16 protein-coding genes and 1 pseudogene are annotated in these 14800 nt (G+C 67.8%); 7 read left to right on the plus strand and 10 right to left on the minus strand.

Translation table 11 applies throughout. The annotated features are described in order from the left end of the window. Window positions 1–12: 12 nt before the first annotated feature. Complete coding sequence (fbaA, locus tag AZG88_RS32755) at window positions 13–1047, minus strand: class II fructose-bisphosphate aldolase (protein WP_061045722.1); 1035 nt, start codon at window positions 1045–1047, stop codon at window positions 13–15. 204 nt (window positions 1048–1251) lie between these two features. On the opposite strand from fbaA, the gene AZG88_RS32760 reads away from it, so the two are divergent. Together AZG88_RS32760 and AZG88_RS32765 are read left to right on the plus strand one after the other, a co-directional pair. After that, on the plus strand, window positions 1252–1983 hold the full coding sequence (locus AZG88_RS32760; RefSeq protein WP_005238431.1) for a VTT domain-containing protein: 732 nt from the start codon (window positions 1252–1254) through the stop codon (window positions 1981–1983). Between the two features lie 24 nt (window positions 1984–2007). Further along, the gene (locus AZG88_RS32765; RefSeq protein ID WP_025432077.1) at window positions 2008–2673 is read left to right on the plus strand and encodes a DedA family protein; all 666 of its coding nucleotides are present in this window, start codon (window positions 2008–2010) and stop codon (window positions 2671–2673) included. On the opposite strand, the gene AZG88_RS32770 is transcribed toward AZG88_RS32765, so the two are convergent. The 5 genes from AZG88_RS32770 to AZG88_RS32790 form a co-directional block, all read right to left on the minus strand. Beyond that, window positions 2670–3806, minus strand: coding sequence for a GTP-binding protein (locus AZG88_RS32770; protein WP_061700214.1), 1137 nt, complete (start codon window positions 3804–3806; stop codon window positions 2670–2672). The genes AZG88_RS32765 and AZG88_RS32770 overlap by 4 nt on opposite strands. 115 nt (window positions 3807–3921) lie before the next feature. Beyond that, on the minus strand, window positions 3922–5277 hold the full coding sequence (locus tag AZG88_RS32775; RefSeq protein ID WP_061045724.1) for an LLM class flavin-dependent oxidoreductase: 1356 nt from the start codon (window positions 5275–5277) through the stop codon (window positions 3922–3924). 67 nt (window positions 5278–5344) lie between these two features. Further along, a complete protein-coding gene (locus AZG88_RS32780) occupies window positions 5345–6463 on the minus strand; it encodes a glycoside hydrolase family 76 protein (RefSeq protein WP_061700215.1) in 1119 nt (372 codons plus the stop codon). Window positions 6464–6497: 34 nt separating this feature from the next. Further along, window positions 6498–7184: a TrmH family RNA methyltransferase gene (locus AZG88_RS32785; RefSeq protein ID WP_005238421.1), complete on the minus strand. Its 687-nt coding sequence runs from the start codon at window positions 7182–7184 to the stop codon at window positions 6498–6500. 4 nt (window positions 7185–7188) lie between these two features. Next, entirely contained in the window at window positions 7189–7788 is a 600-nt protein-coding gene (locus AZG88_RS32790; RefSeq protein ID WP_005238419.1) for a hypothetical protein, read from the minus strand. 113 nt (window positions 7789–7901) lie between these two features. Between AZG88_RS32790 and AZG88_RS32795 the strand changes: the two genes are divergently transcribed. Further along, entirely contained in the window at window positions 7902–8348 is a 447-nt protein-coding gene (locus AZG88_RS32795; RefSeq protein ID WP_061700216.1) for a hypothetical protein, read from the plus strand. Here AZG88_RS32795 and AZG88_RS32800 read toward each other — a convergent pair. Then, window positions 8332–9060: a lysoplasmalogenase gene (locus AZG88_RS32800; protein WP_061045727.1), complete on the minus strand. Its 729-nt coding sequence runs from the start codon at window positions 9058–9060 to the stop codon at window positions 8332–8334. The two genes, AZG88_RS32795 and AZG88_RS32800, sit on opposite strands and share 17 nt — an antisense overlap. 102 nt (window positions 9061–9162) lie before the next feature. Here AZG88_RS32800 and AZG88_RS32805 point away from each other — a divergent pair, with 102 nt between their 5' ends. Continuing rightward, on the plus strand, window positions 9163–9804 hold the full coding sequence (locus AZG88_RS32805) for a ScbR family autoregulator-binding transcription factor (protein ID WP_005571731.1): 642 nt from the start codon (window positions 9163–9165) through the stop codon (window positions 9802–9804). Window positions 9805–9808: 4 nt separating this feature from the next. On the opposite strand, the gene AZG88_RS32810 is transcribed toward AZG88_RS32805, so the two are convergent. Beyond that, the gene (locus AZG88_RS32810; protein WP_025432075.1) at window positions 9809–10102 is read right to left on the minus strand and encodes a hypothetical protein; all 294 of its coding nucleotides are present in this window, start codon (window positions 10100–10102) and stop codon (window positions 9809–9811) included. Between the two features lie 245 nt (window positions 10103–10347). Between AZG88_RS32810 and AZG88_RS32815 the strand changes: the two genes are divergently transcribed. Next, window positions 10348–11616, plus strand: coding sequence for a benzoate/H(+) symporter BenE family transporter (locus tag AZG88_RS32815; RefSeq protein ID WP_061700217.1), 1269 nt, complete (start codon window positions 10348–10350; stop codon window positions 11614–11616). Between the two features lie 4 nt (window positions 11617–11620). On the opposite strand, the gene AZG88_RS32820 is transcribed toward AZG88_RS32815, so the two are convergent. Beyond that, window positions 11621–12115: a J-domain-containing protein gene (locus AZG88_RS32820; protein WP_061700218.1), complete on the minus strand. Its 495-nt coding sequence runs from the start codon at window positions 12113–12115 to the stop codon at window positions 11621–11623. A gap of 16 nt (window positions 12116–12131) precedes the next feature. Continuing rightward, window positions 12132–12639 (minus strand): annotated as a pseudogene (locus tag AZG88_RS55800) (SRPBCC domain-containing protein). A gap of 95 nt (window positions 12640–12734) precedes the next feature. On the opposite strand from AZG88_RS55800, the gene AZG88_RS32830 reads away from it, so the two are divergent. Both AZG88_RS32830 and AZG88_RS32835 read left to right on the plus strand, forming a co-directional pair. Then, window positions 12735–14282, plus strand: coding sequence for a flavin-containing monooxygenase (locus AZG88_RS32830; RefSeq protein ID WP_061700219.1), 1548 nt, complete (start codon window positions 12735–12737; stop codon window positions 14280–14282). Further along, window positions 14279–14734, plus strand: coding sequence for an SRPBCC family protein (locus tag AZG88_RS32835; protein WP_005238401.1), 456 nt, complete (start codon window positions 14279–14281; stop codon window positions 14732–14734). The genes AZG88_RS32830 and AZG88_RS32835 overlap by 4 nt, the downstream gene beginning before the upstream one ends. Window positions 14735–14800 lie beyond the last annotated feature (66 nt).

Genomic DNA, 14800 nt, shown 5'->3' on the forward strand with positions numbered 1-14800 from the left:
AGCGCGAAGCGCCTATCCCGAGACGGAACGTCCCGCGGACTTGAGGTCGTTGCAGGCCTCGACGACACGGGCCACCATGCCGGCCTCGGCCTTCTTCAGGTAGCTGCGCGGGTCGTAGACCTTCTTGTTGCCGACCTCGCCGTCGACCTTCAGCACGCCGTCGTAGTTGGTGAACATGTGACCCACGATCGGACGGGTGAACGCGTACTGGGTGTCGGTGTCGACGTTCATCTTGACGACGCCGTAGTTCAGCGCAGCCTCGATCTCCGACTTCAGCGAGCCCGATCCACCGTGGAAGACGAAGTCGAACGGCTGCGAACTCTCGGACAGCCCCAGCTTGGCGGCGGCGACCTTCTGTCCGGTCTCGAGCACCTCGGGACGAAGCTTCACGTTGCCCGGCTTGTAGACGCCGTGCACGTTGCCGAACGTCGCGGCCAGCAGGTACTTGCCGTTCTCGCCGGTGCCGAGGGCGTCGACGGTCTTCTCGAAGTCCTCGGGCGAGGTGTACAGCTTGTCGTTGATCTCGGCTTCCACGCCGTCCTCTTCGCCACCGACGACGCCGATCTCGACCTCGAGGATGATGTTGGCGGCCTTCGCCTTCGCGAGGAGCTCCTTGGCGATCTCCAGGTTCTCGTCGATCGGGACAGCCGAACCGTCCCACATGTGGGACTGGAACAGCGGGTTGCGGCCCGCCTCGACGCGCTGCCGCGAGATCTCGAGCAGCGGGCGGACGAACGTGTCGAGCTTGTCCTTGGGGCAGTGGTCGGTGTGCAGGGCGATCGTGACGTCGTACTTCGCGGCGATCACGTGCGCGAACTCGGCGAGTGCGACCGCGCCGGTCACCATGTCCTTGACGCCCAGGCCCGAACCGAACTCGGCGCCACCGGTCGAGAACTGGATGATGCCGTCACTGCCGGCGTCCGCGAAGCCCTTGATGGCGGCGTTGATGGTTTCGGAAGAAGTGCAGTTGATGGCGGGGAAGGCAAAGGAGTGCTCCTTGGCCCGACCAAGCATCTCGGCATAGACCTCGGGAGTCGCGATTGGCACGGCGGCAGTCCTCCAATAAGAGTCGATTTCGGCGCGCGCGATCAGCGCAGCGCGCGATGTGGTCCTAGCAGTATGGCAATACCGGTAGCGTACGTCGCCCGGTGGCTGTCGCGGCACCCCGTTTCGGCAGGTCCACGACCCGGCCGAAACTCCATGACCTGCAGTATTCCGTCAGTCGGGGAATACGCCGGTACGCTGAGGGCCGTGATTGTGCAGGCAGCATCGGATTCCGTGACCAACCTCGCGTTGTTGCCGGGATTCCTCGACCCGGTGAACCTCCTCAACTCCTTCGGCACGTGGGTGCTCGTCGGACTTCTCCTGGTCGTCTTCATCGAGTCGGGATTGCTGTTCCCCCTGCTCCCCGGCGACTCGCTTCTCTTCACCGCGGGACTCATCGCGGCGTCGAAGTCGACGGAGATCGAACCGTTCGCCCCCATCTGGGCGCTACTGGTTCTGATCCCCATCGCCGCGATCCTCGGCGACCAGGTGGGCTTCTTCATCGGCAGCAAGGGCGGTACCGCCCTGTTCAAGCACGACGACGCGCGGTTCTTCAAGAAGAAGTACATCGACGAGTCGCACGCCTTCTTCGAGAAGCACGGCCCGATCACCATCATCCTGGCCCGCTTCGTTCCGATCGTGCGCACGTTCGCGCCGGTCGTCGCGGGTGCGTCGCGGATGAAGTACTCGCTGTTCCTGACGTACAACATCGTGGGCGGCATCCTGTGGGGCGCCGGCGTCACGCTGCTCGGCTACCTGCTCGGTCAGATCGAGTTCATCCGCGACAACGTCGACATCATCTTCCTGCTGATCGTCTTCGTGTCCGTCCTGCCGATCATTCTCGAGGTGGGCAAGCGCGTCGTGAAGTCGCGGCAGAGCGCGGGCGCCACGACCGAGGACGCGCAGCCGGTCACCACACCCACCGATCCGACCTCCTGAAACCGATCGAGTAGCGCACTGACGATGGTCACCACGGCAGCAGGCACCTTCGGGCCTCTCGTCTCGGCCGGCCCAGCGCTGGTCTGGATCGTCGTCCTCGCGTTCGTGTTCATCGAGTGCGCGGTGATCCTGGGCCTGTTCCTGCCCGGCGACTCGATGCTGATCACCGCCGGAATCGTGCTGGCCAACCATGCGTCGGGCGCCGGCCACGTGTGGGCATTGTCGGTCGGCGCGATGATCGCCGCCATCTGCGGAAACCAGGTGGGGTACGTCATCGGTCACCGCACCGGCAACCGCATCCTCGCCCGCAAGGGCGGGAAGTATCTCAACTACACCAACCTGCACAGGGTCAACGTCCTGCTGGAGAAGCACGGCTTCTGGGCGGTACTCATCGCCCGCTGGATTCCGTGGGTCCGCACCCTGTGCCCGCTGGTCGCCGGTGCGGCCAAGATGAACCACACCAAGTACACGATCGCCAGCACCATCGGCGCCATCTTCTGGGCACCCGTCCTGCTGCTCATCGGCTTCTACTTCGGCTCGTTCCTGGACCGGGTGTCGTGGCTGATGCCGGCCGTGCTCGCCGGGATGGTCGCGCTGCTGGTGATCGGCACGGTGCTCGGGGTGTGGCACTACCGGCAGGAGATGGCGCGGCCGCCCGAAGAAGTGGCCGTCGAAGAAGTTCTGGACTAGTGCCGATGCACCGCGTCCCACGCGGGCAGCGGGTCGTCGAACCGAACCCAGGCCGCCGGCCCTGACGCCAGCTCGTCGTCGGTGAGCAGCGCCGGGTCCAGGATCCGCCGCGGACCGTCGGGGTCGAGGCGGACACCGATGAACACGATCTCCTGCCCCGGTATCTCGTGCGCGGACGCCCACAGCTGGGCCGGCTCGATCACCAGGTTCGGACCGGCCTGCGACCACACGGCGGCGAGGTCGGGGCGGCTCGCGATCCAGCAGAAGCCCTTGCTCCGGAGCAGACCGGTGAACCGTCCCAGCGCCTGCTCGAGCCGGGCCGGGTGGAACGGCCGCGTCGCCCGGTAGGTGACGCTGCGGATGCCGTATTCCTCGGTCTCCGGGGTGTGGCCCCCGGCCAGTTCCTCGGCCCAGCCGGGCAGCTCGGCCGCGACCTCCGGGTTGTACAGGCCGGTCCCGAGAACCTCGCCGGGATCCACGACGCCGCGCGTGGTGCGCCGCAGTGTCGCGGTGGGGTTGAGCCTGCGCACGGTGGCCTCGACGGCACCGGCGGCGCCCTCGCTCACCAGATCCGTCTTGTTCAGCAGGATGACGTCGGCGAACTCCACCTGGTCGACGAGCAGGTCGGAGATGCTGCGCTCGTCGCCCTCCCCGGCTTCGAGGTTCCGGTCGTCGAGCCGCTCGCCCTTGGCCAGCTCACCGAGGAACGTCGATGCATCCACGACCGTCACCATCGTGTCGAGGGCGGCCACCGAACCGAGACTGAACCCGTCCTCGAACTCCCACTCGAATGTGGCGGCGACGGGCATCGGCTCGGAGATGCCGGTGGATTCGATGACGAGGTGGTCGAACCGGCCCTCCTGCGCCAGCCGCGCGACGGCCTCGACGAGGTCTTCCCGCAGGGTGCAGCAGATGCAGCCGTTGGTGAGCTCGACGAGTTTCTCCTGCGTCCGGTCCAGGTGCCCCTGCCCGGCGACGAGGGCTGCGTCAATATTCACATCGCTCATGTCGTTGACGATGACGGCGACGCGCCTGCCGTCCCGGTTCGCGAGGAGGTGGTTGAGCAGGGTGGTCTTGCCCGCGCCGAGGAAGCCGGACAGGACGGTGACGGGGAGCGGCCGGGTGACAGTCATCCAGAGATGATAACCGTTTTCATTAAGCCGGAGCCCCGGGCTCCCGATGTCGCATCCGCACACTCGAACGGAACGGATGCGACATCGGACGCGAGCAGACGCCTGCGTGCGCGTCCTACAGCGCGACGGCGCCGGACACGTCCGCGTACTGGCTCTCGGGGCGGGGCAGACCGAAGTGGTCGCGCAGTGTCGTGCCCGAGTACTCGGTGCGGAACAGCCCGCGCTCCTGCAGGATCGGGACCACCTTCTCCGCGAACACCTCGAGACCGCCCGGGTAGTACGGCGGCATGACGTTGAAACCGTCCGCCGCGCCCTGCGTGAACCATTCCTCGATGGTGTCGGCCACCTGCACCGGCGTCCCGACGACCACCCGGTGCCCGCGCGCACCGGCGAGACGGTGCAGCAATCCGCGCAGGGTCGGGTTCTCCCGCTCGACGATCCCGGCGATCACCTGCAGGCGACTCTGCTGGTTGTCCGTGACGTCGCCGGCGTCCCCGAACAGACCGGCAGGCACGGGGGCGTCGAGATCGAGGTGGCGCACGCTCGAACCCGTGAGGCTCTCGAGCTGGGCGAGCCCGTACTCGGGCGACGTGAGTTCGTTGAACTCCCGCTCCAGGTCGCGGGCCTCGGCCTCGGTGTCGCCGAGGAACGGGCTGATGCCGGGCAGGACCTTGACGTGATCGGGGTTGCGACCGTACTGCGTCGCGCGCTGCTTGACGTCCGCGTAGAACGCCTGCCCGTCGGACAGCCGCTGGTGCGCGGTGAAGATGGCCTCGGCGTACTGGCCCGCGAACGCGCGACCGTCGTTGGACGCACCCGCCTGCACCAGCACCGGATGGCCCTGCGGGGAGCGTGGCGCGTTGAACGGTCCGCGCACCCGCAGGTGTCGGCCGACGTAGTTGATCTCGTGGATCTTCGACGGGTCCGCATAGATGCCTGCGGCCTTGTCGATCAGGATGGCGTCGTCTTCCCAGCTGTCCCACAGCTTGACGGTCGCGTCGACGAACTCCCGCGCCCGCGCATAGCGGTCGGCGTGGTCGGGGTGGCCGGCCAGCCCGAAGTTGGCGGCCGCCAGGTCGGTTCCGGTGGTCACGATGTTCCAGCCGGCCCGGCCGCGGGAGATGTGGTCGAGGGACGCGAACAGCCGCGCCAGATTGTAGGGCTCGAAGTACGTCGTGGACGCGGTCGCGATCAGGCCGATCCGTTCGGTGGCGGTCGCGATGGCCGTCAGCAGCGTGATCGGTTCGAGTGCTCCGGCGGCGCCGTGCTCGACGTCGCTGCGCAGGGCCGGGCCGTCGGCAAAGAAGATCGCGTCCAGCTTCGCCGCCTCCGCGGTCCGCGCGATGTCCTGGAAATAGGAGACGTCGTACAACCGCTCGGGCGTCGTGAGCGGGTGGCGCCACGCCGACTCGTGGTGCCCGGCCGGGTAGATGAACGCATTGAGACTCAGCTGCCGCTGTTGATCTGACATAACGAACTGTCTAACAGCGCCGAATCGAGGGCGACACGGTTAATTTTCGCGTGATTCGAACGATGCCCTACCGCCGCGGATACCCCGCCGCGGACACCATGTGCGCGGCCTCCATCAGCATCCAGCCGCCGAGCTGGACGGACATGTCGCGTTCCGGGATGCCCGACGACCGGACGGTGCCGCCGGTGAACGTGGCGATTCCCCCGCCCATTCCCGGCAGCTGCGCCTGCCTGGTCCAGTCGTGGCCGAACAACGGCTGCCCCTCGATCTGCAGGCGGTTCTCCCAGGCCGATTCGGCGGAGGTCAGCACGAGCTGGGCGGCGATCTCCCGGGCCCGGATGTCGGCGGGCGACTCCCAGGGCAGCATCACCGCGGTCAACGCCAGATACCGCGCGAGGATCCCGTTGAACAGGCCACCGTCTCCCCCACCGCCGCCGTCGATGACGCCGTGGGGTGCGAGATGCTCGTCGATGGCGTCGACCAGCCGATGGGTCCGGTTGCGGTGCCGCGGCGAACCGAGGCGCACGGCGAGTTCGGTTTCGAGGCCGAGCACGACGCCCTGACAGTACGAGTAGACGTTCCTTTCGATTTCACCGCCCGGGTGGATGCCGTCGACGATCAGGTTGGTGTGCACGTCCCGCAGCGTGTCGTCGATCCAGTCGGCCGTGGCCTGGGCGCGCCACAGCTTTCCGGTGCGGGCCAGCATGATCCCGGCGGGCCCGTTGGCGGGCGCGTTGTAGAAATTCGAGCCCTTCCGCCACGGGATGCCGCCTCCGGCCTCGGGCGCCCAGGCGTCGAACAACTGGGATTCGAGCGCCTGAACCGCACTTCTGTTGTCTATGAAGTGCATTCGCTGGGCGCGCTCGAGGGCGATCCCCAGCCAGGCCATGTCGTCGTAATAGTTGTTGGTCCAGCCCGACAGGTTCCGCAGACGGTGGCTGCGCGCCAGTTTCACGATGCGACGGCGACGGCGCGGCGTGGGGTCCCGTTCGAGCGCGTCCACGGCGCAGTCGAGCAGGTGGGCCTGCCACCAGTAGTGCCAGCTGAGGAACAGTCGCTCGCGCCGCACCGGCGGCCAGGCGACGACGCCCAGCGTGGTGCCCGGGAGCGCCCACAGCCGGCGAAGGTGCCTGCTCACCACCGCTTCTTCAGCGGCGTCCGCGCGCGCCGACCACGAGTCCTGCATAAGAGTTGATCTTGCCTATTCGCCGGGGGTTCCGCTACCAGGCACGGTCGAGGTCGGCGTGCTGACGAACCCACGCATGCATGGCGATTCCCGCGGCGACGCCCGCGTTGATGCTGCGGGTGGAACCGAACTGGGCGATCGACACCGTCATCGCCGCAACCTCTTTCGCCTGGTCCGTGACTCCCGGCCCCTCCTGGCCGAACAGGAGCACGCAGTCGCGGGGCAGACTCGCCGTCTCGAGCGGGACGGATCCGGGTGTGTTGTCGACGGCCACGATGGTGAGACCCCGCTCACGTGCGAACTCGACGAGGCCGTCGACGTCCGAATGATGGAGGACGTGCTGGTACCGATCGGTGACCATGGCCCCGCGGCGGTTCCAGCGTCGACGTCCCACGATGTGGACCGCGGCGGCGGCGAACGCGTTGGCGGTGCGCACCACCGTCCCGATGTTGGCGTCGTGCCCGAAATTCTCGATGGCCACGTGGAGAGGGTGGCGACGGCTGTCGATGTCCGCGACGATCGCTTCCCGCGTCCAGTACCGGTAGGCGTCGACCACGTTGCGGCGATCGCCGCCGGCCAGCAGTTCGGGGTCGTAGTGCGGGTCGGCAGGGACCGGGGTGTCGTGCTCCTCGGTCCACGGGCCGACGCCGTTCGGGTTGTCCCCCCATTCGGTGGGCCCCGCCTCGGCGACCTCGACCCGGTCGGTCTCGACTCCGCTCACGAGGTCAGAACGTCTTGTTCGAATCGGGAGCGACGGTGAAACCGTGCGACGTCTCGTCGTTGGTGCACGTGACGGCCGTGGCCGTGGTGCTGCACGTGTAGCCGAGCTTCGCCAGCTTCGCCCCGGCGGGCAGGGCCGCGTCCGGTTCGTCGCCCCCCGATGTGTAGACGAGGCCACCGGCGCACATGAACGACGCCTCGCCGTCGTTCTCGACGCGAATGCCGTGTCCCCAGTCGACCATGCAGTCGGCCGGGCGCGGCGGCACCGGGCTCGTCGACCCCTGGCATCCGGCCTCGGTACGGTTCGGCAGCTTGATGATGCCGCACTGGAACCCGCCGTCCGGGGACGTGAAGAAGTACGACTCGTTGTGCTCGTAGGGGACGTCGACGAGCGTCGTCGTCGGTGCTTCCGTCGTCGTGGGCGGCGGCGCAATCGTCGTGGTGGTGGTCGTCGGCGGAACCGTGGTCGTGGTGGTGGTCACAGGAGCCGCGACAGTCGTCGTAGACGTCGGCGGAGCCACCGCGTCCGACGATCCACCACACCCTGCGAGCATCACGGCCGAGCCAATGCTCAGACACACCAACGACACCCGACGCCACGCCATACGGCCACCTCCACACATGCTTATCTGCTGCCGACACTGCACTCTAACGGCAGTGCGGCGGCGGGGCCGCTTCGGCGAGGCCGGACGGGCTAATCTGGAGGTGGAGGCAATCGATGAATCATCAGCGCATCGTGCGGACGGTCTGCTTCGTCACGGTCGGCTACGTCATCGTCCTCGCCGTCTGGCTGGGATGGTTGATCGAGCACACCCCGCCGGCCACCATCCCGTACCAGATCATGGGATTGGTCGCCGCCTTCGGTTCGGCGCTGGGATTCGGGATGATGGCGGCCGAACGGCCCAGCCGCGCCGACCGCCAACTCGAACGGCACGGACTCGAAGGCTGGGCCCGCATCGAGCACGTCACTCCGCTGCGCCGCACTCCCGACAACGGGGAACTCACCGAACTGAACCTCCGGCTGACCGTGCCCGGATCGGAGAGCTACGCCGGACGTGTCGTCTACGAGGTGCGGCGGGAGAACGCGACACGCTTCCTGCCCGGCGAGACGATCACCATCCTCGTGGACCCGAAGGACCGGGACCACATCATGCTCTGCCCGTGATCCGGCGACGCCCGAGCGCGAGCATCCCCTCGACGAGCAGCAACTGGGCCGCCGCGTAGCTGGCGAGGACCACTCCTTCCGCCACAGCCCTCCCCTTCTCGCCCCGGATGAACAAGCGCCGCAACACGATCAGACCGTCGGACGCGGTGAACAGCATCCCGCCCGCACCGAGCCAGCTGCGACGGTCGGTTCCCGGCACCGCCACATTCGCGACGACGTCCGCGCCGGGTGCGAGAGACGGATCGGCCGACAGGGTCGACGTGGTGCCGAGCAGCGACCCGTACGCGGTCAACGGCACGGCGACCTCCTTCGCCCGCCCGTGGAGCAAAGCCGCCGCGCCTGCCCAGCCGGCGAGCCTGGGAAGCACTGCGGGCGCAGTGGGCCGGGCGCCCCGGCGCAGCAGCAGCGCGGAATAGCCGACCTGCATGACGGCGAACGAGGACGCGCCGCGCACGAGACGGGCGTCGTCGTCGGGATCGATCATGAAGACGTCACCCACGGTCGCGGCCGTGAGACCGGCGAGGAGGAGCGCGACGTCGGCCGGATCCGCATCTGCACGCCGCCGCAGGACACGGGCGGCGAGCGCGGGTGCGATCAGTGGTTTCGCGGCCTGCTGCAACCGTTCACGCCCCGTGACGGCCCCGACGACGGTGGCCAGCGTCGCACCGGCGAACACCGCGTGCTCGACACCCCAGTTGTTCTTCGACTTCACGTGTTCCTCCCACACTTGCGGACGTGCCGAGGTTACCGGCCCGAAGAGTGGTTGACTTGAGAGTGGACGCGACGGACAATCCGCGATTGTGAGGCACAGGTGATGGCAAAACAGGCGCGCGCGGCAGCCACCCGCCATCAGGTACTCGAGGGTGCGGCACTGAGCTTCGAGAAGCTCGGGTACGGCGGCGCGAGCCTGAGCGGAATCCTCTCCTATGCCGACGTGACGAAGGGCGCCTTGTACTTTCATTTCGAGTCCAAGGAAGCGCTCGCCTGGGCGGTGATCAAGGAACAGCACGCCATGGCGATGCTGGCGGCGCAGCGAGTGCTCGCGACGGCGCAGTCACCGATGGAAGCGATCCTGTTGTGCGCCAAGGAGATGGCGCGCCAGTTGCTGACCGAGCCCATCGTGCGAGCGGGTGTGCGACTCACCCTGGAACTCGGTACCTCCCGCGGCCCGGCCACCGACCCCTACATCGACTGGACCGACACCCTCGTCGCACTCGCGGGCAAGGCGCGGGAGGCAGGAGAACTGCGCGCGACCGTCGACCCCGCGGCACTCGCCCGGTTCCTGGTCAGTTCGTTCACCGGCATGCAGTTGGTGTCCGAGGCGCTGACCGGACGTTCCGACCTGTACGAGCGCCTGGCCGACATGTGGGCGTTGCTCCTGCCCTCGATCGCGTCGCCGGACATGTTGCCCCGGCTACTCGAACTCGCGGCACTGCGCGACGACGTCGCATCCTGACGAATCAGACGCCGCCGGGAGTGGGCTCGGGAGTGTCCGGCGCCGGATGCGGCAGATCGAGCGGCTGCGTCTGCGTCGGCACCGTCTGGACGACGGCGATCCGCGCGCCGTCCGGGATGGCATCGACCGAGCAGATCGTTCCGAAGATGCCGAGTCCGCCGAACAACGCGAGCAGGCCGTAGGCCAGGAACGTCGACGTCCGTTCGACGGCGGATCGCGGTTCGCGTTCCGCTGCCACCGTGGGGCGCCGCGCGTAGACGGTGCCTCGCTCTCGGGGAATTCGGGTGAGTTCAGCCATGTGGCCCTTCTTCGCATGGTTCGTCGGTGCGGGGTGGTGTCGGGTCGACGCCTTCGAGTCTGTCGTGATGGCGCCCGAGTGTCGTTCACCCCAGGGATGGAAAGCACCCCACCCAGGGTTCGACGGCCCGCCGTGCAGCGCGGGGACGCGAGTGGTTATGATCCAGACCACACCCGAATGTACGCATTGCGAGATCCACGCCCGCTCTGCGTACATCGTGAACATCGCCCGAGCAGGAAGGCCTCATGACGACCACCGAGGAACCGGCCCGCAGCGAAGACGTGCAGACCCTTCCCTCTCGCTTCGAGAGACCGCCGTGGCCGCCGGCGGGCCCGCGCCGCCTGATCGGCGACCTCGGCGGGACCTACGCCGCCAACGGTCTGATCGGGCTGATCTTCTCCGCGACGGGTCCCGTCGCCGTGATCCTGGCCGCCGGCTCCGCGGGCGGACTGTCGCCCCAGCAGATGGCGTCGTGGATCTTCGGTGTCTTCTTCGTCAACGGAATCCTGACCGCCGTCGCCAGCTGGCTGTACCGCCGGCCGCTCGCGTTCTTCTGGACGATCCCCGGCACGATCATCGTCGGCGGCTCGCTCACCCATTTGTCGTGGCCGGAAGTGCTCGGCGCGTTTCTGGTGACCGGGCTCCTGATCCTCGCCCTCGGCCTGACCGGGCGGGTGCGTCAGGTCATGGCGATGCTCCCGATGCCGATCGTCATGGCCATGGTGGCCGGCGTCTTCCTGAAGTTCGGCACCGACCTGGTCCACGCCGTGGGAACCGATGCGGCCGTCGCCGTTCCGATGGTCTTCGTCTTCGTCGTCCTCGCATCCCGCGCCGCGTTCGGCCGGTGGATGCCGCCGATCCTCGGCGCACTGCTCGTCGGGGCGGCGGCGGTCGCGGTCACCGGCCGCTTCCACCCGACCGGTTCGAGTACACCGTGGATCGCGGCACCGATGTTCCAGGCGCCGCAGTTCACCTGGCAGGCGATTACCGAACTGGTCGTGCCGCTGGCAATCACGGTCATCGTCGTGCAGAACGGTCAGGGCGCGGCCGTGCTGACGTCCGTCGGCCACAAGCCGCCGATGAACGTCGGCACCGTGCTGTGCGGGGTCTGGTCCCTCGCCACCTCCGCGGTCGGAGCCGTCTCGACGTGCCTGACGGGCCCGACCAACGCCCTGCTGGTGGCGTCGGGGCAGCGCACCAGGCAGTACACGGCGGCCGTCGTCTGCGGGCTGCTCGCCATGGTCGTCGGCCTGTTCGCGCCGCTGTTCGTTCAGCTGATGCTGGCCACCCCGGTCGCGTTCGTCGCGACGCTCGGCGGACTCGCGATGCTCCGGGCGCTGCAGGGTTCGTTTGTGGCCGCGTTCAGCTCCCGGCACACGCTCGGCGCGCTCGTGACCTTCCTCGTGACCGTGTCGAACGTGCAGTTCCTCAACGTCGGGGCTGCGTTCTGGGGGCTGATCGCCGGACTGCTCGTGTCCCGGGTGATGGAATCGGGTGATTTCCGGAAGGGATGATCCGTCACCGTTTCCGTCGCCACCATCGTCTGCAGGCCGGGGGCGGATCGCCGGGTTCCGGGGTCGCCGTCACCGGCGGCTTCCGCGCCGGCCGGTTCTGCTGCCGCCAGGTCGCGACGACCTCGTTCGCGTCGACCGGACTGACCGGGATCCGTGGGCCGGAGGGTGCCCGCAACCAGGCGACGATCTGCAGGTTGAGCTGGGCCACCACGTCCCGCACCGACTGCTCCGACGGCAGCCCACTGATAGTGTCGGGCAACCGCTCGATCTCCTTCCGCAGCTGCAGCGGCGTCGGGAGCAGCGAATCGGTGGGCAGATTCTCGCGCCGGAGATAGTTCTTCACCCACCACAGTTCGTCGTCGACATCGCCTGCCGGAATCGGTTTACCCGAGCCGGGGAGATCGTCGAAGTCGCCGCGCTCCTGAGCCAGCCGGATCTGCTTGTCGATCCAGCTCTCGAAGCTCACCCCGGGAGGTTTGCGCTCGGTCACGGACGCCATTCTTCCAGGACCCGGTTCAGCCCGCCTCGGTGTCGGCTCCCGTGTAGAACGCGGTCGTGCGATCGCCGGCCGCGGTCGCCGCACCCTCCGGCGTCCCGAACGCGATGCTCGCGTCCCGCCATTTCTCACTGCTCGCCGTGATGAACTCCTTGCCCTCATCGGTCGTCGACCAGGCCTCGCTCGCCTTCGGGTCCATCGACTCCCCCGTCCTCAGGTGCAGGTACAGCCCCATGACCCCGAGTTCCCAGCTGACGTCGCCGCCGTACTCCCAGGTCGCGGTGAATCCGTTCGGCGGGTCACAGGGTGAGGATCTCGCCGCCGGCGTTGCCTTCGAGTTGGTAGCGACCGTGCAGGCGCAGGTCACCCGTCACCGGTAGGAACCACCGCGGGATTCGCTCGGCGGTGGTGCAGGCCTCCCACACTTCCTCGACGGTGGCGTCGTAGGTCTGACCGATCGTCACGGTGCGGGCCTCGCCCGCCTCGAGCGTCCGGCTGCCCACCGACCGGCGTACGGCGAACGCAATCGCTTGCCAATGCGCATTCTTCGTTTTACTGTGACACTGCGTCTCAGTTAACTGGACCGGCGACGACGGTTCCCCATCCGCGCAGGGAAGAAGCCATGACAGCGACAACCACCCAGCACGCGGCCGCACCCGACGGCAGCGGAGACGAGCGGCACCTGCGCGTCGTCGTGGTCGGCGCCGGACTGTCCGGGATCGCCGCCGCGGTCAAGCTCGAACGCGCGGGCATCACGGACTTCGTCGTGCTGGAGAAGTCCGATCGAGTGGGGGGCGTGTGGCGCGAGAACACGTACCCCGGGTGCGGTGTCGACATCCCCGCCCCTGTGTACTCGTTCTCCTTCCACCCCAATCCGCGGTGGCGCAGCAACTTCGCCCTGCAACCGGAACTGCTGTCCTACATCGAGGACACCGTCGACACGTTCGGTCTGCAGTCCAGGATCTCGATGCAGACCGAACTCCGCGAAGCTACCTGGTCCGACGAGCGCCGACGCTGGATCCTCGACACCAGCCGCGGCACGATCGTCGCCCAGCACGTGATCTTCGCCGCGGGCCCCATCACCGAACCGAGCACTCCTGCCGTACCCGGAATCGACGGCTTCGACGGCGACCTCTTCCACTCGGCCCGCTGGAACCACGACGTCGACCTCACCGGAAAGAGGGTCGCGGTCGTGGGCACCGGCGCGTCCGCGGTGCAGTTCATCCCCGAGATCCAGCCGGACGTCGAGGAGTTGTACGTCTTTCAGCGCACCCCGGCCTGGGTGGTGCCGCGCCTGGATTTTCCGTTCCCCCGGATCGCCCAGTCGGTGTTCGCGCGGGTGCCCGCGGTGCAGCGCGCGTTCCGGCGACTCCTCGACGTCGTCCTGCGGACGCTCAGTTTGGCAATGCGCCGCGAACGCACCGCCCGGCTCCTCAATCCCCTTGGTACCCGCTGGCTGGCCAGGCAGGTGCCGGACCCGGTACTTCGCGCGGCCCTGACACCGAACTTCACGCTCGGATGCAAACGCCTCCTGCTGTCCAACACGTATCTCCCGGCGCTGGCGAAGAGCAACGTCGAGTTGATTCCGCACGCCCTCGCCGAGGTCGACGGACGCGTGGTCGTCGGTGCCGACGGCATCCGCCGCGAGGTCGACGTCATCATCTTCGGCACCGGCTTCGACGTGAGTCATCCGCCGATCGCGAGCCGGATCCGCGGACGCGACGGAACACTGCTGTCGGAGAAGTGGTCGAAGAGCCCCGAGGCCTACCTGGCCACGACGACGCCCGGCGCACCGAACGCGTACATCATGCTCGGCCCGAACATCCTGGTGTACAACTCGTTTCTCGGACTGGCCGAGACCCAGCTCGACTACGTGATCGACGGACTCACCAAGGCGGAGCGGCAGGGCATCGAAGTGCTCGAGGTACGCGATCAGCCGTTCCGCCGGTTCAACGACGCGGTGCAGAAGGGTCTGGAGCCGACCGTCTTCAACAACGGCGGATGCAGTAGCTACTACCTCGACGCCGACGGCAGGAACTTCGCCGCGTGGCCCTGGTCCACCGGCTCCCTGCGCCGTCGCCTCGCCCGGTTCGACCTCGAGCACTACGCCATCCGGCCGTACCGGACAGCGCAGTCCCCCGTCCTCCACCCCTCAGGAAAGTCACGATGATCGAGATCCATCACACTGCCCTCGCCGGCGCACCGGTCGCGGCTGCGTTCGACTACGTGGACGATTACCGCCACGTCCCGTCCTGGATGTTCGGGATCACGAAGTTCGATCCGATCGGCGACCAGGATCGGGGCCTCGGCGCGGTCTACGACGCCGCGATGAAGGTCGGCCCCAAGACCCTCGACTCCGTGGTGAAGGTCACCGGATGGGAACGCAATTCGGTGATCGAGCTGGAATCGATCGACGGCCTGTACACCCATTCACGGTGGCAGTTCGAGGCGGCCGGCGAAACCGAGACCCGCATGACGGTCGACTTCCGCTACGACCTGCCCGGCGGCCTCGCAGGTAAGGCGCTCGGCAAGATCATCGAGCCCTTCGTCGCGCAGGCGATCCGCCACACCGACGCCACCCTGCGGCGCCAGGTCGAGCAGAGCGCGAAGCACTCGTCCTGATCTTCGCGGCCCGCGCCCGTCGGGGCGGATGCGGGCCGCGAAGCTCTTCGTCGAGTTTACATAGTT

The sequence above is a fragment of the Rhodococcus sp. LB1 genome, from assembly GCF_001583455.1.
Classification (GTDB): domain Bacteria; phylum Actinomycetota; class Actinomycetes; order Mycobacteriales; family Mycobacteriaceae; genus Rhodococcus_F; species Rhodococcus_F opacus.